Source organism: Streptomyces sp. NPDC058864 (assembly GCF_042742985.1).
In the GTDB taxonomy this organism is placed as follows: domain Bacteria; phylum Actinomycetota; class Actinomycetes; order Streptomycetales; family Streptomycetaceae; genus Actinacidiphila.
This window is the reverse complement of the sequence record NZ_JBHYMQ010000023.1, coordinates 88,263-113,471: the sequence shown is the minus strand read 5'-3', so window position 1 is coordinate 113,471 and position 25,209 is coordinate 88,263. Positions and strand designations below refer to the sequence as shown.

23 protein-coding genes are annotated in these 25,209 nt (G+C 73.5%); 12 read left to right on the top strand and 11 right to left on the bottom strand.

Going from position 1 to position 25,209, the window contains the following annotated elements:
* Positions 1 to 167 precede the first annotated feature (167 nt).
* Positions 168 to 1,700 carry an NCS1 family nucleobase:cation symporter-1 gene (locus ACFW3D_RS19755; RefSeq protein ID WP_500505488.1) on the top strand — a complete coding sequence of 511 codons (1,533 nt, stop codon included), beginning with the start codon at positions 168 to 170 and terminating at the stop codon, positions 1,698 to 1,700.
* Between the two features lie 37 nt (positions 1,701 to 1,737).
* On the opposite strand, the gene ACFW3D_RS19750 is transcribed toward ACFW3D_RS19755, so the two are convergent.
* The 6 genes from ACFW3D_RS19750 to ACFW3D_RS19725 all read right to left on the bottom strand — a co-directional run bounded on the left by ACFW3D_RS19750 (position 1,738) and on the right by ACFW3D_RS19725 (position 7,732).
* Complete coding sequence (locus ACFW3D_RS19750; RefSeq protein WP_500505487.1) at positions 1,738 to 3,381, bottom strand: PucR family transcriptional regulator; 1,644 nt, start codon at positions 3,379 to 3,381, stop codon at positions 1,738 to 1,740.
* An 80-nt stretch (positions 3,382 to 3,461) separates the two neighbouring features.
* Complete coding sequence (locus tag ACFW3D_RS19745) at positions 3,462 to 4,325, bottom strand: amidohydrolase family protein (RefSeq protein ID WP_500505485.1); 864 nt, start codon at positions 4,323 to 4,325, stop codon at positions 3,462 to 3,464.
* Positions 4,313 to 4,624, bottom strand: coding sequence for an L-rhamnose mutarotase (locus ACFW3D_RS19740; protein ID WP_500505483.1), 312 nt, complete (start codon positions 4,622 to 4,624; stop codon positions 4,313 to 4,315). The genes ACFW3D_RS19745 and ACFW3D_RS19740 overlap by 13 nt, the downstream gene beginning before the upstream one ends.
* Positions 4,621 to 5,613 (bottom strand): aldo/keto reductase, encoded by a 993-nt coding sequence (locus tag ACFW3D_RS19735; protein WP_500505481.1) that lies wholly within the window; start codon positions 5,611 to 5,613, stop codon positions 4,621 to 4,623. Before ACFW3D_RS19735 ends, ACFW3D_RS19740 begins: the two co-directional genes overlap by 4 nt.
* Positions 5,614 to 5,627: 14 nt before the next feature.
* Positions 5,628 to 6,395, bottom strand: a complete 768-nt coding sequence (locus ACFW3D_RS19730; protein WP_500505480.1) for an SDR family NAD(P)-dependent oxidoreductase — start codon at positions 6,393 to 6,395, stop codon at positions 5,628 to 5,630.
* Positions 6,392 to 7,732: an enolase C-terminal domain-like protein gene (locus tag ACFW3D_RS19725; RefSeq protein ID WP_500505479.1), complete on the bottom strand. Its 1,341-nt coding sequence runs from the start codon at positions 7,730 to 7,732 to the stop codon at positions 6,392 to 6,394. Before ACFW3D_RS19725 ends, ACFW3D_RS19730 begins: the two co-directional genes overlap by 4 nt.
* A 232-nt stretch (positions 7,733 to 7,964) precedes the next feature.
* On the opposite strand from ACFW3D_RS19725, the gene ACFW3D_RS19720 reads away from it, so the two are divergent.
* From ACFW3D_RS19720 to ACFW3D_RS19710, 3 genes are read left to right on the top strand one after another with little or no spacing between them, the layout of a single operon-like run.
* Positions 7,965 to 9,017 carry a sugar ABC transporter substrate-binding protein gene (locus ACFW3D_RS19720; RefSeq protein WP_500505478.1) on the top strand — a complete coding sequence of 351 codons (1,053 nt, stop codon included), beginning with the start codon at positions 7,965 to 7,967 and terminating at the stop codon, positions 9,015 to 9,017.
* A gap of 34 nt (positions 9,018 to 9,051) precedes the next feature.
* Entirely contained in the window at positions 9,052 to 10,626 is a 1,575-nt protein-coding gene (locus ACFW3D_RS19715; protein WP_500505477.1) for a sugar ABC transporter ATP-binding protein, read from the top strand.
* Between the two features lie 2 nt (positions 10,627 to 10,628).
* Positions 10,629 to 11,675 carry an ABC transporter permease gene (locus ACFW3D_RS19710; RefSeq protein ID WP_500505475.1) on the top strand — a complete coding sequence of 349 codons (1,047 nt, stop codon included), beginning with the start codon at positions 10,629 to 10,631 and terminating at the stop codon, positions 11,673 to 11,675.
* A 33-nt stretch (positions 11,676 to 11,708) separates the two neighbouring features.
* Here ACFW3D_RS19710 and ACFW3D_RS19705 read toward each other — a convergent pair whose 3' ends face one another.
* Positions 11,709 to 12,143, bottom strand: coding sequence for a nucleoside deaminase (locus ACFW3D_RS19705; RefSeq protein ID WP_500505474.1), 435 nt, complete (start codon positions 12,141 to 12,143; stop codon positions 11,709 to 11,711).
* 2 nt (positions 12,144 to 12,145) lie between these two features.
* Entirely contained in the window at positions 12,146 to 12,991 is an 846-nt protein-coding gene (locus ACFW3D_RS19700; RefSeq protein WP_500505473.1) for a TIGR03619 family F420-dependent LLM class oxidoreductase, read from the bottom strand.
* A gap of 93 nt (positions 12,992 to 13,084) precedes the next feature.
* On the opposite strand from ACFW3D_RS19700, the gene ACFW3D_RS19695 reads away from it, so the two are divergent.
* Complete coding sequence (locus ACFW3D_RS19695; protein WP_500505472.1) at positions 13,085 to 13,546, top strand: Lrp/AsnC family transcriptional regulator; 462 nt, start codon at positions 13,085 to 13,087, stop codon at positions 13,544 to 13,546.
* Between the two features lie 2 nt (positions 13,547 to 13,548).
* Positions 13,549 to 13,926, top strand: coding sequence for a nuclear transport factor 2 family protein (locus tag ACFW3D_RS19690; protein ID WP_500505471.1), 378 nt, complete (start codon positions 13,549 to 13,551; stop codon positions 13,924 to 13,926).
* A gap of 25 nt (positions 13,927 to 13,951) precedes the next feature.
* Here the strand turns inward: ACFW3D_RS19690 and ACFW3D_RS19685 are convergent, their stop codons facing one another.
* A complete protein-coding gene (locus tag ACFW3D_RS19685; protein WP_500505470.1) occupies positions 13,952 to 16,009 on the bottom strand; it encodes a phosphocholine-specific phospholipase C in 2,058 nt (685 codons plus the stop codon).
* A 702-nt stretch (positions 16,010 to 16,711) separates the two neighbouring features.
* On the opposite strand from ACFW3D_RS19685, the gene ACFW3D_RS19680 reads away from it, so the two are divergent.
* The 4 genes from ACFW3D_RS19680 to meaB all read left to right on the top strand — a co-directional run bounded on the left by ACFW3D_RS19680 (position 16,712) and on the right by meaB (position 22,686).
* Positions 16,712 to 17,470, top strand: coding sequence for a potassium channel family protein (locus tag ACFW3D_RS19680; protein ID WP_500505469.1), 759 nt, complete (start codon positions 16,712 to 16,714; stop codon positions 17,468 to 17,470).
* Between the two features lie 131 nt (positions 17,471 to 17,601).
* Entirely contained in the window at positions 17,602 to 19,497 is a 1,896-nt protein-coding gene (gene mutA, locus ACFW3D_RS19675; RefSeq protein WP_500505468.1) for a methylmalonyl-CoA mutase small subunit, read from the top strand.
* Positions 19,497 to 21,698, top strand: a complete 2,202-nt coding sequence (gene scpA, locus ACFW3D_RS19670; protein ID WP_500505467.1) for a methylmalonyl-CoA mutase — start codon at positions 19,497 to 19,499, stop codon at positions 21,696 to 21,698. The genes mutA and scpA overlap by 1 nt, the downstream gene beginning before the upstream one ends.
* A gap of 4 nt (positions 21,699 to 21,702) precedes the next feature.
* Positions 21,703 to 22,686, top strand: coding sequence for a methylmalonyl Co-A mutase-associated GTPase MeaB (meaB, locus tag ACFW3D_RS19665; protein ID WP_500505466.1), 984 nt, complete (start codon positions 21,703 to 21,705; stop codon positions 22,684 to 22,686).
* Positions 22,687 to 22,708: 22 nt separating this feature from the next.
* Here the strand turns inward: meaB and ACFW3D_RS19660 are convergent, their stop codons facing one another.
* Positions 22,709 to 22,996 (bottom strand): hypothetical protein, encoded by a 288-nt coding sequence (locus tag ACFW3D_RS19660; RefSeq protein WP_500505464.1) that lies wholly within the window; start codon positions 22,994 to 22,996, stop codon positions 22,709 to 22,711.
* Positions 22,997 to 23,175: 179 nt separating this feature from the next.
* Here ACFW3D_RS19660 and ACFW3D_RS19655 point away from each other — a divergent pair, with 179 nt between their 5' ends.
* Positions 23,176 to 23,631, top strand: a complete 456-nt coding sequence (locus ACFW3D_RS19655; protein WP_500505463.1) for a PH domain-containing protein — start codon at positions 23,176 to 23,178, stop codon at positions 23,629 to 23,631.
* A 77-nt stretch (positions 23,632 to 23,708) separates the two neighbouring features.
* On the opposite strand, the gene ACFW3D_RS19650 is transcribed toward ACFW3D_RS19655, so the two are convergent.
* On the bottom strand, positions 23,709 to 24,518 hold the full coding sequence (locus tag ACFW3D_RS19650; protein ID WP_500505462.1) for a DUF6597 domain-containing transcriptional factor: 810 nt from the start codon (positions 24,516 to 24,518) through the stop codon (positions 23,709 to 23,711).
* Positions 24,519 to 24,592: 74 nt separating this feature from the next.
* Between ACFW3D_RS19650 and ACFW3D_RS19645 the strand changes: the two genes are divergently transcribed.
* Positions 24,593 to 25,177, top strand: a complete 585-nt coding sequence (locus ACFW3D_RS19645; protein WP_500505461.1) for a TIGR03086 family metal-binding protein — start codon at positions 24,593 to 24,595, stop codon at positions 25,175 to 25,177.
* The last annotated feature ends 32 nt before the right edge of the window (positions 25,178 to 25,209 follow it).

The window sequence follows — 25,209 nt, the reverse complement described above, 5'->3', positions numbered from 1 at the left end:
CCTCGGCGTCGACCAGTTCGCCCTGTACGACATGCAGGACGCCAGGGAGTCCGTGATCGACGTCTACGGCTCCACCGTCATCCCCGCGCTCCGCGCCTGATCCCGGCCCCGCCATCCCCCCGCACGGCACGTTCGATCCCCGTACCCCTCGAACGAAGGGGGCTGCCATGACAGCCACCGCTCCACCCCCTGCCGGAAGAGCCGGGGCCGACGGCCGCGTCGAGCTCGCGCCCGACGCCGTCCCGTCCGGCCCCTACGCCAACGAGGACCTGCTCCCCGTTCCGCTCGCCAAGCGGAAGTGGACCACGTACAACTTCACCGCCCTGTGGGTCGGCATGGCCCACAACGTGGCCTCCTGGACCCTGGCCTCGGGTCTGGTCGCCCTCGGCATGGACTGGAAGCAGGCGGTGCTCACCATCGCCCTCGCCAACGTCATCGTGCTCGTCCCGATGCTGCTCACCGGCCACGCCGGTCCCAAGTACGGCATCCCGTTCCCGGTGTTCGCCCGTGCGTCGTTCGGGGTGCGCGGCGCCAACCTGCCGGCCCTGGTCCGGGCGGCGGTCGCCTGCGTGTGGTTCGGCATCCAGACCTGGATCGGCGGCTCCGGCATCTTCCTGCTCGCGGGGAAGCTCTTCGGCGACTCGTGGGCGAACGCCGGGACGATCGGCGGATACCCGTGGACGCAGTGGCTGTCCTTCGTCGTCTTCTGGATCATCCAGGTCGCGATCATCGTGCGCGGCATGGAGATGGTGCGGCGGTTCGAGAACTGGGCGGCCCCCTTCGTCATCGTCGGCGCCATCGCCCTGCTGATCTGGATGACGAACAAGGCGGGCGGCCTCGGCCCGCTGCTCGACCAGCCCTCCGCCCTCGGCTGGGGCGGCGACTTCTGGAAGGTCTTCTTCCCCGCCCTCATGGGCATGATCGGCTTCTGGTCGACGCTCTCCCTCAACATCCCCGACTTCACCCGCTACGCGGCCGGGCAGCGCGCCCAGCTGTGGGGGCAGTCCCTCGGGCTGCCCACCACGATGACGCTGTTCGCGCTGCTGTCGGTGCTGGTGACCTCCGGCTCGCAGGCGGTCTACGGCGAGCCGATCTGGGACCCGGTGGCGCTGGCCGCGAAGCTCGACAACTGGGCGGCGGTGCTCTTCGCACTGATCACGGTGCTGGTGGCCACCCTCTCGGTCAACATCGCGGCCAACGTGGTCTCGCCCGCCTTCGACCTGTCCAACATCGCGCCCCGCAGGATCAGCTTCCGCGCCGGCGCGCTGATCACCGCGGTCGTCGGCGTCGTCATCTTCCCGTGGAAGCTGCTGGCCAGTCCGCAGGCGTACATCTTCACCTGGCTCGGCACCGTCGGCGGCCTGCTCGGCACCGTGGCCGGCATCCTCATCGCCGACTACTGGATCCTGCGCCGTACCCGGCTCGAACTCGCCGACCTGTACCGGACGGAGGGCCGCTACTGGTACGACGGCGGGTGGAACTGGCGTGCGCTGGCGGCGTTCGCGGTCGGCGGTGTCCTGGCCATCGGCGGCTCGCACTCCGGGCTCGACGCCAAGGGCGTCAAGCAGGGGCCGTTCCCCGTCGACGGGATGATCCCCTTCCTGAAGCCGCTCGCTGACTACGGGTGGGCCGTCGGCCTCGCCGCCGCACTGCTCGTGTACGTCCTGCTCAGCCGTCTGGCGCCCGACCGCAGGAGCTGACCCCGGCGCCCCGCACCGGGGCCCGGGCCCGGCTCGCTCAGCGGCCGGACCCGGGCCCCGCGGCGCGTTGCGCCTCGTGCGCGAGCAGTGCCACGTAGAGCGAGGTGAGCTGTTCCCAGTCGTCCAGGTCGATGCCGAGCAGCGACTCGATGCTCTGCAGCCGCCGGTACAGGGCGGGCCGGCTGACGTGGTGCACCTGGGCGGCCGCCGACTTGTTGCGGCCCGTCGCCAGGTAGGTGCGCAGCACCTCCAGCAGCGCCGGGTTCCCCAGCAGGGGCCCCAGTTCCCGTCCGATGAAGGCCTGCAGCTCCGGCTCGTCGCGCAGCAGGCGCACCAGGCCCCGCAGCCGTACGTCGCGCAGCCGGGCCACCGGCGCGTCAGGAGGGCCGGCGACCGCCGCGTCCGCCACGTGCACCGCCTCGACGAAGGAGCGGCGGACCTCGTCCAGTTCCCGGCAGCCGAAGCCCGCGCCGACCACCGCGGTGCGGCTGCGCCCGGCCAGTTCCCCGTGCACCCGCACCGCCACCTTGTGCACGGCGGCGTCGGCGTCCTGACCGGCGGGGATGCTCAGCAGGACGGCCGTGCCCGCGGAGCCGATCCGGGCCACCAGCCCGGCGACGCCGGGGAGTTCGGCCAGCGCGTGCTCGATCAGTTCCGGCATGTCGTCCCGGCCCGCGGGCACCGCGCCGAGGGGGCGGACGACGACGGGCACGAAGGTGCGCCGGTTGACCGGGAGGCCCGCGGCGCGCACCCGGGTGACGAGCTGCTCGGGGCGGGCGGTACCCGTCGCCAGGTCGTGCAGCAGCGATTCGGCGGCCTGGTCCTCCCAGCCCCGGTCCTGGTCGCCGAGGAGGCGGTGCATGGCCAGTGCCTCGGAGGCCCGGGCGCCCAGCACCCGGCCGAACTCCTCCGGGCCGCGATGGCCGAAGAGCACCAGGCGCCCCCACTGCCGGCCTCGGGCCTCCAGCGGCGCGACGACCCAGCCGTCCGGGCCGACCGTCACCGCGCCGCTGCCGGCCAGCTCGGCGACCTGCCCGGAGACCCGCTCCCAGTCGCGCAGCAGGTCGTTGAGCGAACCCTTGTCCCCGGCCGAGGCCAGCACGCGCTGCGCGAGGTTCACGACGACGGCGGGACATCCGCTGTGCGCCGCGATCTCGTCCAGGACCTGCTGGAGGCTGGCGCCGGAGAGGTTGAGCGCGGTCAGCGAGGAGCGGATCCGGTCGGAGAGGTCGAGCGCGGCGAACCGGCCGTGCACCAGCCGCGCGTGCACCTCCTCGGTGAGCCGCGCGAACGGCGCCGGCCGGTGCAGCACGATCAGCGGCACCCCGCACCGTTCGGCGGCCCGGCGCATCGGCTCGGGCGTCGTACGGTACGCCCGGCCGAGGCCCAGGACGACCGCCGCCACGTCGGCGCGCTGCATCGACTCGACGTACTCGCGTTGCGCCCGCTCGTCGCCCGCCAGCAGCAGGCCGGTGGTCAGCACCATCTCCCCGCCGCTGAGCATGACGCCGACGTCCAGCGCCTCGGCCACGTGCAGCCAGCGCACCGCGCGGTGCAGATGGGCGGAACCGGCCACGACCTCCGGCACCCAGGGCGTCACCAGGTCCAGGTCGAGGACGTCGCGCACGGTGAGCCGCCCCGTCCCGCCCGCCGGGGGTGTGTCCGGTCTGCCGTCGCTCACGCGCCCACGCCCGTCCCTCGTGCCGCCAGGGGTGGGAGTCTAATCACCTCCGCCCCGCCCGGGGCCGTCCGTGCGGGGGATCAGAGCCCGTAGACGCGCCGTGCCGTCCCGGAGAAGACCTCCCGCCGCTCGGCGTCGGCCAGTCCGCCGGTCAGGGTGCGGGCGGTGTCGACCACCTCGGCGTAGGACGCGGCGAGCCGGCACACCGGCCAGTCGGATCCGAACATGAGGCGGTCCGGCCCGAACGCGTCGAGCACGGTGGCGGCGTAGGGTGCGAGATCCGCCGCCGTCCAGGTGTCCCAGTCGGCCTCGGTGACCATGCCGGACAGCTTGCAGGCGGTGTTGGGCCGTGCGGCCAGCGCCCGCACGTCCTCGCTCCACGGGTGCAGGGCGCCCCCGGCGATGGGCGGCTTGCCCAGGTGGTCGAGGACGAACACCAGCCCGGGCACGAGGCCCGCGGCGCGGGTGGCGGCCGGGAGCTGGTGGGGGAGCACCACCAGGTCGTAGACGAGCCCGGCGTCGGCCACCGCGCGCAGCCCGCGCAGTACGTCGGGACGAAGCAGCCACTGCGGGTCGGGCTCGCCCTGCACCTGGTGGCGGATCCCCACCAGGCGCTCCCCGCCGGGCAGTTCGCGCAGGGCCGCCAGCCGGTCGGCGACCGCCGGGTCCGTCAGGTCGGTCCAGCCGACCACCCCGGCCACCAGGTCGCTGCCCGCGGCCAGCGCCAGGAACTCCGGGGTCTCCTCGGCGACCGTGACGGTCTGGACGAGGACGGTCGCGGTGACGCCCGCGGCCTTCGCCTCCGGCTCCAGATCGGCGAGGGAGAAGTCGCGGCGCAGCGGGGCGAGCCGTTCCCCGGTGATCCAGTCCTGGTCGCGCACCGACAGGTCCCACAGGTGGTGGTGCGCGTCGACGATGCCCTCCGGCGCGGTCACAGCTGCCACACCACCGGCAGCGGCGCCCCGGCGCCCTCGGCGGAGTAGTCGTGGGCGACCTCCAGCAGCTCCGTCATCCGCGCCTGCCAGGCGATGTTGACGGGCAGCCGTTCCAGCGCGGCGAGCATCGCCGGGTAGTCGTCGACGTCCAGCAGGTGGAAGAGGTCACCGCCGCTGCGCCAGATCGTCCACTCCCGCACGCCCGCGCCGCGGATGGCGGCGGTCAGTTCGGCGGGCACCTCGCGGTGCGCCGCCTCGTACTCGGTGATCCGGTCCGTTCGCACCTTGGTGTGCAGGGCGACCCTCATGCCACCTCCTCGTCCGGTACGGGTACGTCCGCGCCGAGCAGGCCCTCGGCGCGCAGGTCGGCCCACATCGGGGCCGGGAGCGGCAGCCGCAGCATGGCGGCGGTGTCCCGTGCCTCGTCGGCGGAGCGCAGCCCCACCAGCGTGCTCGCGACGGCGGGATGGGCCGCGGGGAAGCGCAGCGCGGCCGCGCGCAGCGGCACGCCGTGCCGGCCGGTCACCGACCGCAGACGGCGGGCGCGGGCGAGCACGGGCTCCGGGGCGGGGGCGTAGTCGTACGTGGCGCCCTCGCCCGGGTCGATCAGCAGACCGGAGTTGAAGGCGCCGCCCACGACCACGCTCGCGCCGCGGGACGCCGCAAGCGGCAGCACGTCGGCCAGGCCCTCCTGCTCCAGCAGCGTGTAGCGGCCGGCCATCAGCACCACGTCGACGTCGGTGTCCCGCAGGAAACGGGCGAGCATGGCGGTCTGGTTCATGCCCGCGCCGATCGCGCGGACGACGCCCTCCGAGCGCAGTCGCTCCAGTGCCGGGTAGCCCTGCCCGAAGGCCTCCTCGGCGTGGTCGTCGGGGTCGTGGAGGTAGACCAGATCGACGTGGTCCAGGCCCAGGCGCTCCAGACTGGCCTCGACGGAGCGCCGGATGCCGTCGGCGCTGAAGTCCCAGACCCGGCGCAGCCGGGCGGGCACGGCGAAGCCGTTCGCCAGGTCGTCCCCGCCCGGACCGCCGGGCTCCAGCAGCCGTCCCACCTTGGTCGAGACGGTGTACTCGGCCCGTGGCCGGTCGCGCAGGGCGGCGCCGAGCCGTTGCTCGGACAGGCCGAGCCCGTAGTGGGGCGCGGTGTCGAAGTAGCGGACGCCGGCGTCCCAGGCGGCGTCCACGGCCGCGCGGGCGGCGTCGTCGCCGACCGGGGTGAAGAGGTTGCCGATCGGGGCGGCGCCGAAGCCCACCTCGGTGACGGCGACACCGCTGCGGCCCAGGGTGGTGGTGCGCATGGCGGTCCGGTTCCTCACTGCCCGGCCGGGCGCAGCCGCAGTCCGGCCATGCCGCCGTCCACCGCGAGCGCGGTGCCGGTGACGGAGGCCGCGGCCGGGCTCGCCAGGTAGACGATGGCGGCGGCGACCTCGTCGGCGGTCACCAGCCGGCCCATCGGCTGCCGGGCGTCGAGGGCGGCGCGTTCCGCCTCGGGGTCGTCGGCGGCGTCCAGCAGCCGGGCCACCCACGGGGTGTCGGCGGTGCCGGGGTTGACGCAGTTGACCCGGATGCCCTCGCGGACGTGGTCGGCCGCCATCGCCAGGGTCAGCGAGAGCACGGCGCCCTTGCTGGCGCTGTACAGCGCGCGCTGCGGCAGCCCGGCGGTGGCGGCGATGGAGCAGGTGTTGACGATCGCGGGCCGGGCCGAGCGCCGCAGGTACGGGAGCGCCGCGCGGGTGGTGCGCACCATGCCGAGCACATTGACGTCGAGCACGCGGTGCCACTGCTCGTCGGGGTTGTCCTCGACGGTGCCCGCCGCGCCGATGCCCGCGTTGTTGACGAGCACGTCGAGGCCGCCGAGAGCCTCCGCCGCGGCGTCCACGGCGTCCCGGGTGGAGGCGTCGTCGGAGACGTCGGCCTTGAAGCCGGTCAGCTGCGCGGGCAGCCCGTCCGGCGCCAGGTCCAGTACGGCGACCCGGGCACCGCGCGCGGCCAGCAGCCGCGCGGTCGCCAGGCCGATCCCGGAGGCACCGCCCGTCACCAGGGCGCCGAGGCCCTCCAGGTCGCGCAACTCCTCGCTCATGCCGTCCCACCTTCCTGCCGTGCCCGGTCCGCCACCCAGAACGTACCGTCGGGGTAGCGGTACGCGTCGATCGATTCCGGTCGCATCTGCGCCGAGAAACCGGGCGCCACCGGGGCGGTGTAGTGGCCGCGGCGCATGACGACCGGCGTGGTGAAGTGCTCGTGGAGGTGGTCCACGTACTCGATGGCGCGGTCCTCGGTCGTCCCGGTCAGCGCCACGAAGTCGAACATCGACAGGTGCTGGACCAGTTCGCACAGCCCGACGCCGCCCGCGTGCGGGCACACCGGGACGCCGAAGGCCGCGGCCAGCAGCAGGATCGCCAGGTTCTCGTTGACCCCGCCGACCCGCGCCGCGTCGATCTGCAGCACGTCGATCGCGCCGGCCTGCAGCAACTGCTTGAAGACGATGCGGTTCTGCACGTGCTCGCCGGTGGCGACCCGGACCGGGGCGACCGCCTTGCGGATCGCGGCGTGGCCGAGGACGTCGTCGGGGGAGGTGGGTTCCTCGATCCAGTACGGGTCGAACTCGCCCAGGGCGGTGACCCAGTCGACGGCCTCGGCGACGCCCCACCGCTGGTTGGCGTCGATCGCGATGCGCACGTCCGGACCCACGGCGGCACGGGCCGCGCGCATGCGCCGTACGTCGTCGCCCAGGTCGGCGCCGACCTTGAGCTTGATCTGGGTGAAGCCGTCGGCCACGGCCTCCTTGGCGAGCCGGGTCAGCTTCTCGTCGGAGTAGCCGAGCCAGCCTGGCGAGGTGGTGTAGCCGGGGTAGCCGCGCTCGAGCAGCGCGGCGGCGCGCTCGGCGGCGCCCGCGCGGCCCGCGCGCAGCAGTTCGAGCGCGCGCTCGGGGCTGAGGGCGTCGGCGATGTAGCGGAAGTCGACCTGGGAGACGAGCCATTCGGGGTCGGCCTCGGCCAGCAGCCGCCACAGCGGCAGGCCCCGGCGCTTGGCGGCCAGGTCCCACACGGCGTTGACGACCGCTCCGATCGCCATGTGCATCACGCCCTTCTCGGGCCCCAGCCAGCGCAGCTGGCTGTCGCCGGTCAGGTCGCGCGCCACGGAGCCGGGGTCGGCGCACAGCTCCTCGACCGGCCGGCCGACGAGATGGGGGCGGAGTGCCTCGATCGCCGCGACCTGGACGTCGTTGCCGCGTCCGATGGTGAAGACGAAGCCGTGCCCCTCGTGGCCGTCGTCGGCGTCGGTGCGCAGCACCACGTACGCGGCGGAGTAGTCGGGATCCGGATTCATCGCGTCCGAGCCGTCCAGTTCCCGGGAGGTGGGGAAGCGGATGTCGTGGGTGTCGATCGCGGTGATGCGGGCGGAGGTTGCGGACAAGTGGCTGCCTTTCACGCTCGGCCTGGCCAAGACATCGGAGGTCTCGCGCCACGGTGACTCTAGGCCCCCGGGACGGGACTGGCAATCCATTCCTCGGATGTCTCGTCAGTCGAACTCCATTCGATCGTGTCCGTATAAGGGGTTGTCAGGGTCGCGGGACGGACTTACCTTCCTCTCGTCCGGGATACCTCGGATGAATAGCCCCGGCTCACCCGGACAGGGAGAACACGGCATGAAGCCCGCCCGCACGCGCTCCACCGCCGCGATCGCCGCGACCGTGCTCGTCACGGCCGCCCTCGCCACCGCCTGCAACCGCGGCAGCACCGGCACCGCCGCCGGCTCCGGCGACGACAAGCCCGCCATCGGCATCGACCTGCCGCGCTCCGACTCCGACTTCTGGAACTCCTACGCGCAGTACATCGAGAAGGGCATCGAGGACGACGGGCTGAACGCGCTGCCGCGGAGCAACTCGCAGAACGACATCACCAAGCTCGTCGCCAACGTCCAGGTCTTCGAGAACACCGGCGCCAAGGCCGTCGTCATGGCCCCGCAGGACACCGGCGCCATCGCCTCCACCCTCGACACCCTCGCCGGCAAGAAGATCCCGGTGGTCAGCGTGGACACCCGTCCCGACAAGGGCGACGTCTACATGGTCGTGCGCGCGGACAACAAGGCGTACGGGACCAAGGCCTGCGAGTTCCTGGGCGAGCAGCTGGGCGGCAAGGGCAAGGTCGCCGAGTTCCAGGGCGCCCTGGACTCCATCAACGGACGCGACCGCTCCGAGGCGTTCGCGGCCTGCATGAAGGAGAAGTTCCCCGGCATCACGGTCTTCGAGCTGCCCACCGACTGGAAGGGCGACGTCGCCTCCGCCAAGCTGCAGAGCCTGCTGGCGCAGCACCCCGACCTCAACGGCATCTACATGCAGGCCGGCGGTGTCTTCCTGCAGCCGACGCTGGCCCTGCTCAAGCAGAAGGGCCTGCTCAAGCCGGCCGGGCAGAAGGGCCACATCAGCATCGTCTCCAACGACGGCATCCCGCAGGAGCTGGACGCCATCCGCAAGGGCGAGATCGACGCCACCGTCTCCCAGCCCGCCGACCTCTACGCCAAGTACGCGCTGTACTACGCCAAGGCCGCCGCCGAGGGGAAGACCTTCAAGGCGGGACCCACCGACCACGACTCGACGATCGTCAGCATCCCCAACGGCCTGGAGGACCAGCTCCCGGCGCCGCTGGTGACCAAGGACAACGTCGACGACAAGGCCCTGTGGGGCAACAACATCGGCTGACCGCCCGTCCGCACCCGAAGAACGGAAGACCACCATGGCGGACCCCGCCACCGCGCCCCCGGCCGTGGCCGAGGCGACCGGGATCGGCAAACGCTTCGGCGCCACCGTGGCGCTGCGCGACGCGGGCATCTCGGTCGCCCCGGGCGAGTCGCACGCCCTCGTGGGCCGCAACGGCGCCGGCAAGTCCACCCTCGTCGGCATCCTCACCGGCCTCCAGCAGCCCGACACCGGCACCCTGCGCTTCTCGGGCGAACCGGCGCCCTCCGTCGGCGACACCGACGCCTGGCGCTCCCGGGTCGCCTGCGTCTACCAGCGCTCCACCGTCATCGGCGACCTCTCCGTCGCCGAGAACCTGTTCCTCAACCGGCAGAGCCCCGGCGCGCTGCGCCCCATCCGGTGGACGGCGCTGCGGCGCCGCGCGGCGGAACTGCTCGGCGAGTACGGGGTCGACATCGACCCGGCCGCACGTGCCCGCGACCTCACCGTCGAACAGCGGCAGTTCGTCGAGATCGCGCGCGCCCTCTCCTTCGGCGCGCGCTTCATCATCCTCGACGAGCCCACCGCACGGCTCGACGCCCGCGGCATCGCCCGGCTCTTCGACAAGCTCCGCGACCTGCAACGGCAGGGCGTGGCCTTCCTCTTCATCTCGCACCACCTCCAGGAGGTCTACGACCTCTGCAGCACCGTCACCGTCTACCGGGACGCCCGCCACATCGTCACCGCCCCGGTGACCGAACTGGACCACGACGCCCTGGTCGAGGCGATGACCGGGGAGAGCGCCACCGCGTCCGCGGCGGGCGCCCCGGCGTCCGGCCGCGCCGCGGCCGGCACGGGCGCGCCACTGCTGGACGTGACCGGCCTGACCCTGCGCGAGGCCTACGCGGACGTCTCCCTGGAGGTGCGTGCGGGCGAGGTCGTCGGCCTGGCCGGGGCCACCGCCAGCGGCAACGTCCGGCTGGCGGAGACCCTCGCCGGACTGCACCGCGCCGACGCCGGGCGGATCACCGTGGCCGGGCGCGAGGTCCGCGCCTCCGGCGTCCCCGCCGCCCTGGCCGCGGGGGTGGGCCTGGTCCCCGAGGACCGCCACCACCAGGGCCTGGTCGGCTCGCGCAGCGTGGCCGAGAACGCCACCCTCACCGTCACCGACCAGCTCGGGCCGTACGGCACCGTACTGCCCTCACGGACCCGCGAGTTCGCCGAGCGCATGATCAAGGACCTGGACATCAGGACGCCGGGCGCGGGGACCCCCGTCTCCGCGCTGTCCGGCGGCAACCAGCAGAAGGTGGTGGTCGCCCGAGCCCTGGCCACCGACCCCCATGTGCTGGTCGCCGTGCGGCCCACCAACGGGGTGGACGTGCGGTCCAAGGAGTTCCTGCTGGGCAGGATCCGCAAGGTCGCCGACGACGGGCGGGCGGCGCTGGTCGTCTCCGACGAACTGGACGACCTCAGGGCGTGCGACCGGGTCGTGGCCATGTTCCACGGCCGGGTGGTCGCCGAGTTCGGCCGTGGCTGGCGCGACGAGGAACTGGTCGCCGCCATGGAGGGCGTGGCCGCCCGTCCCGCCGCGCAGGAGCGGGACAACGAGCAGGGAGAGGAACAGGAAGGTTAGCCATGTCCACCACCACTGACGTCACCGAGCCGCCGGTGCCCGCCACCGAGGCGGCCGCGGCCGGGACGCCGCGCCGCGTACCGGGCGGACTCGCCCGCTTCCGTGAACTGTCCCTCGTCCCCGCCATCCTGGTGCTGGGCGTCATCGGCTTCATCGTCTCGCCGGCCTTCCTCACCTCCGACAACCTCATCGGCGTCGCCCAGCAGTCCACCGAGCTCAGCCTGCTCGTGCTGGCCCAGGCGCTGATCCTCATCGCGGGCCGGATGGACCTGTCGCTGGAGTCCACCATCGGTGTCGCGCCCGTGATCGCCGTCTGGCTCGTGCTGCCCGCGACGGGCGGCCGCTTCACCGGACTGGAACTGCTGCCGGTCTGGACGGCGATACCGGTGTGCCTGCTGGTCGGCGCGGTCATCGGCGCCGTCAACGGCTTCTTCATCCTCAAGCTGCGGCTGAACGGCTTCATCGTCACCCTCGGCGCGCTCACCATGCTGCGCGGGCTGCAGATCGCCATCTCCGAGGGCCGTTCCATCGTCGAACTGCCCGCCTCGTTCACCTACCTCGGGCACGCCTCCTGGGCCGGGGTGCCCGCCGCGATCTGGGTCTGCGCCCTGCTCTTCGCGGTCGGCGGCTGCGCGCTCGCCTGGCTGAGGCACGGCCGGGCGCTGTACGCGATCGGCGGCAACCCCGAGGCCGCGCGCACGGCCGGAATCCGGGTGGACCGGATCACCTGGGTGGTGCTCATCGTGGGCGGCGTGCTCGCGGCCTTCGCGGGCGTGCTCTACAGCGGGCACTACGGCTCGATCTCCGCCGACCAGGGCAGCGGCTGGATCTTCCAGGTCTTCGCCGCGACCGTCATCGGCGGGGTCAGCCTCAACGGCGGCCGCGGCACGCTCTTCGGCGCGCTGACCGGCGTCCTGACCCTGCAGCTCGTCGTCAACGTGATGACCCTGGCGGGCGTGCCCCCGCTGTGGAACCAGTTCCTCAACGGGGCCATCATCATCGTCGCCCTGATCATCTCCCGCTTCGCCTCGGGCGAGAAGCAGGAGTGAGGGGGCGCGGCGGGATCAGCGGGGCCCGCGGGATCAGTAGTAGCCCTCGACCGGGACGCGGGCCTCGTCGTACAGGGCCGGGCCGTCCTGCGGCACGTGCGGGAAACCGGCCTTGGCCGCGGGCGACTTGAGCCCGGTGAGCTGGTCGGTGGACAGCGCGTAGACGACGCGGCCCAGCCCCGAGCGCTCGATGGCGCCCGCGCACATCCCGCAGGGCTGGCAGCTGGTGTACATGGTGGTGGCGGCCGCGGTGGCCGGATCGAGCTCCCGGGCCGCCCACCGCGCCAGCTTCAGCTCGGGGTGGGCGGTGATGTCGCCGTCGCTCAGGCTGCTGTTGCGGTCCTCGGCGAGCACGGTCCCGTCCGGGCCGGCCAGCAGCGAGCCGAAGGGCGGGTTGCCGGACGCGCGGGCCTCGGCGGCCAGTTCGACCGCCCGGCGCAGCAGGCGGGTCGTCATCTCGTCGGTCATCGTCACTCCGATCGTGAGCGGTGGGCGGCGACCGCCGCGAGCGCCTGCCACGCCGTGTGCGGGCGCAGGATCTCGCGGGGGTCGCCGTTGAAGGGGTCCAGGACGACGGTGTCCGCGCCGAGCGCCCGCAGTTCCGCGAGGTCGGCGATGACCTGCTCGAGGGTGCCCTCACCCGCGAGCCGGTCCGGACCGGTCACCGGCTCCGCCGTGAGCCGCAGCGCGATGCGGGGCGTGAGGGCGGGTACGGGCCGGCCCTGCTCGTGCGCCTGAGCCCCGAGCCCCGCGGCGGCCTCGCGCAGCCACGGCAGGGTGAACCGCAGCGGATGCCAGGCGTCGCCGACGCGGACCGCCCGCCGGCGTGCCGCCGCGCTGTTGCCGCCGATCCACAGCGGCACGGGGCCGCCGGCGTAGTCCGCCCCGTCCTTCCAGGCCTCGCGCAGGGCCGTCAGGTGCTCGTCCGTCAGCGCGCCGCGCCGCTCGAACGGGACGCCGAGCGACGCGAACTCCTGCCGCGCCCAGCCCACTCCCACGCCGAGCACCAGCCGGCCGCCGCTGAGCATGTTGAGGTTCGCGGCCATCCGGGCCGTCAGCAGCGGGTGCCGGTACGGCAGGATCAGCACCGTCGTCCCCAGCCGGATCCTGTCGGTGACGCCGGCGAGCCACGACAGGGTGGTGAAGGGCTCGTAGAAGGGCGCCGGGTACTGCTCCGCCACGTCCGCGGTGACCACCACGTGGTCGGAGACCATCAGCAGGTCGAAGCCCAGCCCCTCCACCGTCCGCGCCCAGTCGCGCAGCACGCCGGGGTCGGTTCCGGGCCCGAAATTCGGGACGTTCACACCGATTCGCACCCCGTCAGGCTATCCAGTCGGCACTCCCGCCAGGAAGGGGTTCCTCCCGGTGCGGGCGGCGTCCCGCCGTGGATCCGCCGGTATCTTCGCCGTATGGCCGAGAATCTCGACGCGACCGACTGGGCGATCCTCACCGAGCTGCAGCGCGACGGCCGGGTCCCCTTCACCGAACTGGCCCGCCGGGTCAGCCTCGGCGCCTCCGCGACGACCGAGCGGGTCCGCCGGCTGGAGGCCCTGGGGGTCATCACCGGCTACCGCGCCGAGGTCGACCTCGGCAAGGCCGGATACCTGGTGCTCGCGGTCGTCCGCCTGAAGTACCCGGGCAGCCGGCACGAACCCCTGCACCGGCTGCTCGGGGAGCGCCCGGAGATCCTGGAGTGCCTGCGCACCACGGGGGAGGAGTGCTACGTGCTGAAGGTGGCCGCCGCCTCCATGGGCCACCTGGAGGACGTCATGGACCAACTCGCGCAGTTCGGGAGTGTGACGACGAGCGTGGTCTACCGGCAGACCCTGCCGTACCGGGGTCCTGGCGGCGCGCCGTCCGGCATGCTGTGAGCATGGAGTCTGCGAAGGTCGTCGAGGAGTTGTGGCAGCGGATCCAGGCGCGCGACTGGGCCGGTGCCGGTGAACTGATCGCCGAGGACGCCGTGGTGGAGTGGCCCGTGAGCGGCGAGCGCATCGTCGGCAGGGCCAACTTCCTCGCCGTCAACAGCGTGTACCCGGAGGGCTGGTCGATCCGCGTGCTCAGGGTGGTGGCCGACGGGGACCAGGCAGTCTCGGAGGTCGAGGTGCCGCACGTGCACCTCGGGATGTTCCACGCGGCGTCGTTCTGGACCGTCCGCGACGGACGGGTCGTCGCCGGCCGCGAGTACTGGACGAGCCCGGGCGCCGACCCCCGCCCGGAGTGGCGCGCCCGCTACGTCGAGCCGATGTAGCGGGCGCGCCGGGCGCGAGTGGCGGTCAGCCGCCGATCGCCGGGTCGCTGGTGCTGTCCCGGCCCGTCTCGACGTGGCCGGCGAGACGGCGCTCGAAGCCGCCGTCGTGGCCGGCGGTGACGGTCAGGTCGTACCAGCCGTGGGTGCGCTCGGTCCCGGCGACGTGGACCACGTGGGCGCCCGGACGCAGCCGGTGGGAGGCCGCCTTGTGCTCGCCGTAGCCGTCCCGGACCGTGAGCGTGACCGTCGCGTGGCCGTGGTTGGTCAGGACCAGGCGCACGGCGCCGCTCCTGCCGTCGTGGCGGGCGCTGACCTCGGCACCGGCCGCCGCCGCCCGGCCGGCGAACCGGCGCAGGAAGCCGTTGGGGCCGTGCACGGTGACGTCGTAGTCGCCGTGGACGCCTGCCGGGACGTCCCAGGTGCCCGTGAGCGAGTGCCCCGACCCGACGGTGTACGTCCACGGACCGGAGGCGTCCGTCGTGGAGGTGACCAGGAAGCCGGCGCCGGCCTCGCCGTGGGACGCGAACTCGACCCGCAGCGTGCCCGCGGCGCTGATCCCGCCGTCCGCGGAGAGGTCGTACGGGACGGGCCGCGCGGGGCGCAGACCGCGCTCCTGACGGGGCAGCGAGCCCACGGCGGGCGGGACCGGCGAGTAGTCGGGGTGGCGGTCGCCGTCCGGCGGGAGGTAGCCGTCGGTGCCGGGCAGCCGCGGGGTGCGGCTGTCCTTGTGCCGGAAGTCGAAGGCGCTCGTCAGATCGCCGCAGACGGCGCGGCGCCAGGGGGAGATGTTGGGCTCGGTCACGCCGAAGCGGCGCTCCATGAACCGGATGATGGAGGTGTGGTCGAAGGTCTGCGAGCAGACGTAGCCGCCCCTGCTCCAGGGGGAGACGACGAACATCGGGACGCGCTGGCCCAGGCCGTACGGACCCGCCGGGCGCCCGCTGTCGCCGGCGTAGACGTCGAGGCCGACGTCGACGGTGGAGGCGCCCTGCGCGGACGAGCCGGCCGGGAACGGCGGCACGACGTGGTCGAAGAACCCGTCGTTCTCGTCGTAGGTGATGAACAGCGCGGTCCTGCTCCACACCTCCGGGTTGGAGGTGAGCGCGTCGAGGACCTGCGAGATGTACCAGGCGCCGTAGTTGGCAGGCCAGTTGGGGTGCTCGGTGAACGCCTCGGGGGCCACGACCCAGGAGACCTCCGGCAGCTTCCCGGCCTTGACGTCGGCGCGCAGGACGTCGAAGAAGCCCTCGCCCTTGCGCGCGTCGGTGCCGGTGCGGGCCTTGTCGTACAGCGGGTCGCCGGGCTTCGCGTTGCGGTACTGGTCGAAGTACAGCAGCGAGTTGTCGCCGTAGTTGCCGCGGTAGGCGTCGTCGATCCAGCCCCAGCCGCCCGCGGCGTCCAGGCCGTCGCCGACGTCCTGGTAGATCTTCCAGGAGACCCCGGCCTTCTCCAGCCGCTCGGGATAGGTCGTCCAGGAGTAGCCCTTCTCGTCGTTGCCGAGGACGGGGCCGCCGCCCTTGCCGTCGTTGCCCGTGTGGCCCGTCCACATGTAGTAGCGGTTCGGGTCGGTGGAGCCCATGAAGGAGCAGTGGTAGGCGTCGCAGACCGTGAACGCGTCGGCGAGCGCGTGGTGGAACGGGATGTCCTCGCGGGTCAGGTGCGCCATCGTCGTGGCGGACTTGGCCGGGATCCACCGGTCGTACCTGCCCTTGTTGAAGGCGGTCTGGGTGTCCTTCCACCCGTGCGGCAGGTCCTCCAGGAAGGCCAGGCCGAGGTCGTCGGCGTCCGGGTGGAAGGGCAGCACCTCCCTCGTGCCGTCCGACTGGTGCCAGACCGGTTTGCCGCTCGGCAGCGTCACGGGGTGCGGGTCCCCGAACCCCCTGACGCCGCGCAAGGTGCCGAGGTAGTGGTCGAAGGAGCGGTTCTCCTGCATCAGGACCACGATGTGCTCGACGTCCTTGATGGAGCCGGTGCTCCGGTGCGCGGGTATCTCCGCCGCGCGGGCGATGCTGGTGGACAGCGCGGTCAGGGCGGCGGTACCACCCGCCAGTTGCATGAACCTTCTGCGGTCGAGGGCGTTCATGAAGGGTCTGTCTCCCGGGAGTTGCGGGGGGCCGCCGGATGTGCGGGGGCGTCAGTCTCCTCAACTTGTCCGAACAAGTGGGGGCCAGTGCGCTAACCGTTCGGGAAACCTGCCCCAACCCGGTCCGCGGTCGGCGACGCCGCGATCAGGCCCGGCCATGCCATCGGCGCGTACGGGATCGGGTTCCAGGACGGGCCGGGGACAGTCCGCTCGCGGTGGCGGCGGCCACGGCCCGGTGGTCTCCGCCGCCGTCCGGGAGCAACCGCCCGCAGGGGAGCGCCGATCCACCGTGACGCGGCCGGCCACCGCCCGCGGACGACCGTTTCTCCGCCGCGGGATTCGACGTCGCCGAAGCCCTGTCCCACGCGGACCGCCGCGGACGCGCGCGCGTCCACCTCGGCAACCTCACCCGTGTACGGCGACATGACCGCCGGTCATGTCCGCCCGTTCGACTGCGAGACGCGGGTGACGGCACGGCGCCGCGTGGTGCGTTTCGAGCGGAGCCCGGTCAGCGGCGACCGAGGGCCGATCCGTACCGTCGTGACGCTCTCCCGGTCCGGCGTGCCCGAGGAGACCGCTGCCCCGGTGGATCCCCGAGCGGCCCGGCCGAGTGCCGAAGACCCGCCGTCGCCGCAGGTCAGCGGCTGCCCGTGGACGCGGATCGGCGCCACCGGGGTACGGGGCGCGGGGGATACTGCCCCCATGAACCGTCTCGAACGCTGGGAGCAGCAGACCAGGGCGCCGCTGCTCGCGCTGGCCGTGGTGTTCGGTGCCGCGTACGCCCTGCCGATCCTGGTGCCGGCGGCCGACCCCGCGCTCATCACCACCGCGCACTGGACGGAGCGCACGGTCTGGGCCCTGTTCGCCGCCGACTACGCGGTCCGCCTGGGCCTGAGCGAGCGGCGGTGGGAGTTCGTCAAGCGGCAGCCGCTCAGCCTGGCGGTGGTCGTCCTCCCGCTGCTCCAGCCGCTGCGCCTGCTGCGGCTGGTGTCCGCGCTCTTCCTGGTCGGCCAGCGGGTACGGCTGGCGGCTCAGGTGCGCCTGACGACCTATGTCGTCGGTGCGGTGCTCGGCCTGCTGGCGTTCGGGTCGGTCGCCGTCCTCGAGGCCGAGCGCGGCTCCCCGCACGGCAACATCCGCACCATCGGCGACGCCCTGTGGTGGTCCTTCACCACGATGACGACGGTCGGCTACGGCGACCACTCACCCACCACCGGCGTCGGCCGGCTCATCGCCGTCGGGCTGATGCTCTCGGGCATCGCCCTGCTCGGTGTGGTCACCGCCAACATCGCCGCCTGGTTCCTGGCGCGCTTCCAGGAGGACGAGGAGGAGAACCGCCGGGTCCAGGAGGTCACCGAGGAACTGCTGCGGGAGGTCCGCGAACTGCGCCGGCAGGTCGCCGACCTCACGGAGGCCACGACCGGCGCCCGTGCCGGGGCGTCCGGACGGGCCGTCGAATAGCGCCGGCGGCGCCGTCGGACGGCGCGCCGGATAGAGCATCGCGTCCGAACGGATCAAGGGCGCACCGGAATGGGCAAGGTCACAGGTGTGCCCCCTGCTGCTCACCTGCTAACGGGCACTAACCTCTGAGCATGACGGTCCTGCCTGATGACGGGCTTTCTCTGGCCGCCGAATTCCCGGACGCGACCCACGAGCAGTGGCGGCGCCTCGTAGAGGGCGTCCTGCGCAAGGCGGGCAAGGACGTCCCGGGTCAGGCGGCGGAGGACGCGCTGTCCACCCCCCTCGAAGACGGGCTCACCACGCGCCCGCTGTACACCGCGCCCGACGCGCCCGACGCCTTCGGCGACGGCGTCGGCCTCCCCGGCTTCGCGCCCTTCACCCGGGGCGGGGCCCCGGCGGGCGGCGTCCTCGGCGGCTGGGACGTACGCCAGCGCCACGCACGGCCCGACGCGGCCCGCACGAACGAGGCCGTGCTCGCCGACCTGGAGAACGGCGTCACCTCCCTCTGGCTCGTCCTGGGCGAGGCCGGGCTCCCGGTGTCCGCGCTCGGCACGGCCCTGGACGGCGTCTACCTCGACCTCGCCCCGGTCGTCCTCGACGCCGGCGCGGAATTCGAGGCCGCCGGGCAGGCGCTGCTCGGGCTCTACGACGAACGCGGCGTGGCCCGCGCGGACGCGCGCGGCAACCTCGGCGCAGACCCCCTCGGCCACGTCGCCCGTACCGGTGACGCGGACGCGCTCGCCGCGCACACCGCCGCCGCCGCGAGACTCGCCCGCCGGGCCCACGAGGCGTACCCGGGCCTGCGCGCACTGACCGTGGACGCCCTGCCGTACCACGAGGCGGGCGGCTCGGCCGCCGAGGAACTCGGCGCCTCCCTCGCCACCGGCGTGGCCTACCTGCGGGCGCTCACCGAGGCCGGGCTGCCGGTCGACGCCGCCTGCGGGCAGCTGGAGTTCCGCTACGCCGCCACCGCCGACCAGTTCCTGACGATCGCCAAGCTGCGTGCCGCGCGCCGGCTGTGGGCCCGTGTCGCCGAGGTGTGCGGCGCGACCGCGACCGCGGCGGGGCAGCGCCAGCACGCCGTCACCTCGCCGGTGATGATGACCCGCCGCGACCCGTGGGTGAACATGCTGCGCACCACCGTCGCCACGCTCGGCGCCGGTGTCGGCGGCGCGGACTCCGTCACGGTGCTGCCGTTCGACCACGCGCTCGGCCTGCCAGACGCCTTCGCCCGTCGCATCGCCCGCAACACCTCCACCATCCTCCTGGAGGAGTCCCACCTGGCCCGGGTCGTCGACCCCGCGGGCGGCTCCTGGTACGTGGAGCGGCTCACCGACGAACTCGCCGGGGCCGCCTGGTCCTGGTTCCAGGAGCTGGAGCGGGCCGGCGGACAGGCCGCCGCCCTCGCCTGCGGCCTGGTCGCCGACCGGCTGGCCGCGACCTGGGCGAAGCGCACGCGGGCGCTGGCCAGGCGCCGCGAGCCCATCACCGGCGTCAGCGAGTTCCCGCTGCTGTCCGAGCCGCCCGTCGAGCGCGACCCGGCCCCGGCCGCCCCCTCGGGGGGGCTTCCCAAGGTCCGCCGGGACGGGGCCTACGAGGCCCTGCGCGCCCGCTCGGACGCCCACCTGGCCGCGACCGGGTCCCGCCCGAAGGCCTTCCTGGCCGCTATCGGCCCCGCCGCCGCGCACAGCGGCCGGGTCACCTTCGCCGCCAACCTCCTCCAGGCCGGCGGCGTCGAGCCCGTCCACGACCCGGTGACGGTCGACGCCGCGACCGCGGCCGAGGCCTTCTCCCGCAGCGGGGCGCGGGTGGCGTGCCTGTGCTCCAGCGACGCGCTCTACGAGGAGCACGCCGCGGACGTCGCCGCGGCCCTGAAGGCCGCGGGCGCGGACCGGGTGCTCCTGGCCGGCCGCCCCGGGGAGCACGAGGCCGCCTACACGGCGGCCGGCGTAGACGGCTTCGTCTTCGCGGGCGGCGACGCGGTCGCCGTCCTGACCTCCGTTCTCGACCGGATGGGAGTGGCGTGATGCGGATCCCGGACTTCTCGGAGATCGAGCTGGGACCGGGCGCCGGGAACGGCGCCACCGAGGAGCAGTGGCGCGCCGCGGTCAAGGAGACCACCGGCCGCGGCGCCGAGGACCTGGTGTGGGAGACGCCCGAGGGCATCGGCGTCAAGCCGCTCTACACGGGCCGCGACCTGGAGGGCCTGGACTTCCTGGGCACCTACCCGGGCATCGCGCCCTACCTGCGCGGCCCGTACCCGACGATGTACGTCAACCAGCCCTGGACGATCCGGCAGTACGCGGGCTTCTCCACCGCCGAGGAGTCCAACGCCTTCTACCGGCGCAACCTGGCCGCCGGCCAGAAGGGCCTGTCGGTCGCCTTCGACCTGCCCACCCACCGCGGCTACGACAGCGACCACCCGCGCGTCACCGGCGACGTCGGCATGGCCGGCGTCGCCATCGACTCCATCTACGACATGCGGCAGCTCTTCGACGGCATCCCGCTGGACCGGATGACCGTGTCGATGACGATGAACGGCGCCGTGCTGCCGGTGCTGGCGCTCTACATCGTCGCCGCGGAGGAGCAGGGCGTACCGCCCGAGAAGCTGGCGGGGACCATCCAGAACGACATCCTCAAGGAGTTCATGGTCCGCAACACCTACATCTACCCGCCCAAGCCCTCGATGCGGATCATCTCCGACATCTTCGCGTACACCTCGCAGAAGATGCCGCGCTACAACTCGATCTCCATCTCCGGCTACCACATCCAGGAGGCCGGGGCCACGGCCGACCTGGAGCTGGCCTACACCCTCGCCGACGGCGTGGAGTACCTGCGCGCCGGGCTCGGCGCGGGCCTGGACGTCGACGCCTTCGCGCCGCGGCTGTCGTTCTTCTGGGCGATCGGCATGAACTTCTTCATGGAGGTCGCCAAGCTGCGCGCGGCCCGGCTCCTGTGGGCCAAGCTGGTCCGGCAGTTCGAGCCGCAGAACGACAAGTCGCTCTCCCTGCGCACCCATTCGCAGACCTCCGGCTGGTCGCTCACCGCGCAGGACGTCTTCAACAACGTCACGCGCACCTGCGTGGAGGCGATGGCCGCCACTCAGGGCCACACCCAGTCGCTGCACACCAACGCCCTCGACGAGGCCCTGGCGCTGCCGACGGACTTCTCCGCGCGCATCGCCCGCAACACGCAGCTGCTGCTGCAGCAGGAGTCCGGCACCAACCGGGCCATCGATCCGTGGGGCGGCTCCGCCTACGTCGAGCGGCTGACGTACGACCTGGCGCGGCGCGCCTGGCAGCACATCCAGGAGGTCGAGAAGGCCGGGGGCATGGCGCAGGCGATCGACGCGGGCATCCCCAAGATGCGCGTCGAGGAGGCCGCGGCCCGCACCCAGGCGCGCATCGACTCCGGACGCCAGCCGGTCATCGGCGTCAACAAGTACCGGGTGGACAGCGACGAGCAGATCGAGGTCCTCAAGGTCGACAACTCCTCCGTGCGCGCGCAGCAGATCGCCAAGCTGCGCCGGCTGCGCGAGGAGCGCGACGAGGCCGCCTGCCGGGACGCGCTCGCCGCGCTGACCGCCGCCGCCGAGCGCGGCGCGGGACGGGGCCTGGAGGGCAACCTGCTGGCGCTCGCGGTCGACGCCGCCCGCGCCAAGGCGACCGTCGGCGAGATCTCCGACGCCCTGGAGAAGGTGTACGGCCGGCACGCCGGCCAGATCCGTACGATCTCCGGCGTGTACCGCAACGAGGCAGGGGAGTCGCCGTCCGTGGACCGCACCCGCGCGCTGGTCGACCGCTTCGAGGAGGCGGAGGGCCGCCGCCCGCGCATCCTCGTCGCCAAGATGGGCCAGGACGGCCACGACCGCGGCCAGAAGGTGATCGCCACCGCCTTCGCCGACCTGGGCTTCACGGTGGACGTCGGGCCGCTCTTCCAGACCCCGGCCGAGGTCGCCCGGCAGGCGGTGGAGGCCGACGTGCACATCGTCGGCGTCTCCTCGCTCGCCGCCGGCCACCTCACGCTGGTGCCCGCGCTGCGCGAGGAACTGGCGGCGGAGGGCCGGGAGGACATCATGATCGTGGTCGGCGGCGTCATCCCGCCGCAGGACGTCCCCGAACTGCTCGGCATGGGCGCGGCCGCGGTCTTCCCGCCCGGCACCGTCATCCCCGACTCGGCGTACGACCTGGTCACGCGGCTCGCTGCCGCGCTCGGCCACGAACTGTGAGCCCATGCCTCCCGTCATCGACCTGGACGCGTACGTCAAGGGCGTGCTCGACGGCTCCCGGGCCTGGATCGCGCGCGCCATCACCCTGGTGGAGTCGTCGCGGCCCGATCACCGGGAGCTCGCCCAGCGGCTCCTGACCGAGCTGCTGCCGCACGCGGGCAAGGCCCGCAGGATCGGCGTCAGCGGGGTGCCGGGGGTGGGCAAGTCCACCTTCGTCGACGCCTTCGGCACCCTGCTCACCGGCCTAGGTCACCGGGTCGCGGTGCTCGCCGTCGACCCGTCGTCCACGCTGACCGGCGGCTCCATCCTGGGCGACAAGACCCGCATGGAGCGGCTGGCGGTGGACCCCTCGGCCTTTGTGCGGCCCTCGCCGTCGGCAGGGACGCTGGGCGGCGTGGCCAAGGCGACCCGGGAGTCCGTGGTCGTCGTGGAGGCGGCAGGGTACGACGTGGTGCTCGTGGAGACCGTGGGCGTCGGCCAGTCCGAGACGGCGGTCGCGGGCATGGTCGACACCTTCCTGCTGCTGACCCTGGCCCGTACCGGCGACCAGCTCCAGGGCATCAAGAAGGGCGTGCTGGAGCTCGCCGACGTCATCACCGTCAACAAGGCCGACGGCCCGCACGAGCGCGACGCCCGCGCCGCCGCACGCGAACTGTCGGGCGCCCTGCGGATGATGACCCCCGTGGACGCCGCCTGGACCCCGCCCGTGCTGACCTGCAGCGCCCGCGAGGGTACCGGCCTCGAGGCCCTGTGGGAGCGGCTGGAGCAGCACCGCACGCTGCTGGAGTCCACGGGACGGCTGGCGGCCAAGCGGCGCGACCAGCAGATGGAGTGGGCCTGGAGCATGGTCCGCGAGGAGCTGCTGGGCCGTCTCCGTGGCCACCCCGAGGTGCGCAGGCTGACCCCGGAGATCGAACGTCAGGTCCGCGAGGGCACGTTGACGCCCACGCTGGCCGCCGCGCGCATCCTGGACGCCTTCTCGGGCTGAGCCCCGGGGTCCGCCGTCGGGGTCAAGCCGCCCGCGCCTGGCCCCGGGGCACGGCGCAGCGCCCCGCCGCCCACAGCGCCCCCGGCATGTTGCAGTCCGGGCCGACCTGGTGGCGGTCGACGTACGCGAACAGCCGCCGCGCCTCCGCCATGTGCGCCGCGCACGCGAACGAGCCGTCCCCGGGCAGCCATTGGATGTGCCACCGGGCGGCCTCCCCGCACGGGTCCGCCGCGCCGGTGGCGACGCGGCCGCACGGCGTCATGCCGTCGACGGGGATTGGGGTGAGCCGGGGCGTGATGGGATCGGTCATGGGGCAGGCCTCCTGTGCCGCGTGAGGCGACGTGACCTGTGAGCGTGTGGGGGGATGGGGCCGTTTGCGCGCACTCGATGTCGTTATGCCCCGCGGTGGCCGTCTCCGACGCATGTGCGGAGGTCAGGAGTTGGTAACCCTGCCGCCCCTGGGACCTGGGGCACGGCCACAATGCGGGCATGGACGAACAGAGCGGGGAATCGGCAACGGTGCGGCGGGTGGGCGGGGTGGGCCGCGTGGTGGGCATCCTGCTCCCGTCGGTCCTCGGCGTGAAAGCGCTCGTCGGCTGGGCCGGCTGGGTCGCCGCTCCGGACGTGGCGGCGGCCCGGTCGGCCGGGCTGTGGTCGGCAATCGCCGTCGGCGTCACGCTCTTCTTGTGGTGGAACGTCTTCAGGGTGCGGCTCGAAGTCGGCCCGGCCGGGATCGTGGCCGTCAACCCGTGGGGCACCCAGCGTCTGGCGCGGGACGAGGTGGTCGCGGTGCGACTGGCTGCCTGGGGGGCGGAGTTCCACCACCGGGACGGCTTCAAGACCACGGCGTACGCCCTCAGCGAGCTGGCCGCGGGCACGCCGCAGGCCCGGCGCTTCGCCGAACTGCGGGCCGTCATGGAGGCGGGTTCCGAGCGCGGCGAGTGACGCGGCGGGGATCGCGGACGCCGCCATGGTGACGGCCGGGCCCGGCGGCACCTGCGCGGGCCGTAGGCCCCCGGCGCTCAGCCCGCGTAGGCGGTGGGCGGCACACCGACGGTCGCGGTGAAGTCCCGCACCAGATGGGCCTGGTCGCTGTAGCCGAGTTCCGCGGCGAGGGCGGACCAGTCGACGGACGTCTCGGACTCCGCGCGCTCCAGGGCCTCGTGGATGCGGTAGCGGAGGATGACCCACTTCGGGCTGACGCCGACGTACGCCGCGAACAGCCGCTGCAGCGAGCGGGCCGACATGCCCTCGGCGCGGGCGAAGTCCTCGACCCGGAGGATGGTCCGGTCGTGCCGGATGCGGTCGGCCAGGGCCGTCGCGAGGGCCGCCTGCGGGTCGGGCGCGGGGGAGAGCGACAGCAGGAACGCGTCGAGGGCGGCGACGCGGGCGTCCTCGTCGCGCGGGCCGAGCACCGCGCCCGGCGCGGTCCCGTGGCCGGGCAGCGCCTCGTCCAGCGGGACGCGTCGCCCCGTCCAGTGCGAGACCGGCACCGCGGGCGCGAACGGCCGGAAGCCGCCCGGCCGGAACTGGATGCCGCAGACGCGTCCGGCGGCCTCCAGTTTCTGCGTGAACAGTTCGAGCCCGATGCCCGCGACCTCGCAGAACTCCGGGGTGGTGCCGTGCCGCTGGAAGACGATGTTGACCGAGGGGTGCGGCACGACGTGCGAGGCGTACGGCTCGGCGAGGTCCCAGTCGATCAGCCAGTAGTGCTCCAGGTACGGCCGCAGCGCGGGCGCGGGCGCCCGGCGCCGGAAGCGGACGCGGGCGAACAGCTCCGGGGCGTCGACGATGCCCCGGGTGTCGCGGCGCGGGCTGTCCGGACCTGCCATACCCGTGATCCTACGGGGCGCCCTGTCGCATTTCTTCAAGCCGCAGGGCCCTGTCCCGGCCTAGCGTCGGTGCCATGACGACGAGGACCAGTGAACTGCTCGCCGCGGCCCGCGACCGGGCGCTGCCCCTGGTGCGGGCGCTGCCGGACGACGCCTTGGACGCGCCGACGCCGTGCGCCGAGTACGACGTGCGGAGCCTGCTCAACCACCTCTTCCACGTGGTCGTCGGCTTCCAGGCCCTCGCGGCCCGGGAGGAGGCCGACTTCACGGTCACCCCGGACCGTCTCTCCGCTCACGGCGACGGCTGGCGGGCGCGTTTCGAGAAGGAGACGCAGCTGCTCGTCGACGCCTGGGCGGCGCCCGGCGCCGACGAGGGGGTGGCGGGGTCGATGAACCTGCCCGCGCGTACCGTCGGCGCCATGGCGCTGCTCGACCTGACGGTGCACCCCTGGGACCTCGCCCGCGCCACCGGGCTGCCGTACACGCCGGATGTCGAGGGGCTGCGGGCGCTGGAGGAACTGGTGGCCGCGATGGGGCCGACCGCCAGGAAGATGGGGGTCTTCGGCGAGCCCGTTCCCGCACCCCCCGAGGCGTCCGCCTTTGAGGCGCTGCTGGCGGGCACCGGCCGGGATCCGCGGTGGAGCCGTCCGGCGGAGTAGTGCGGAACACTTTTGCAACTGGTTGCACAATC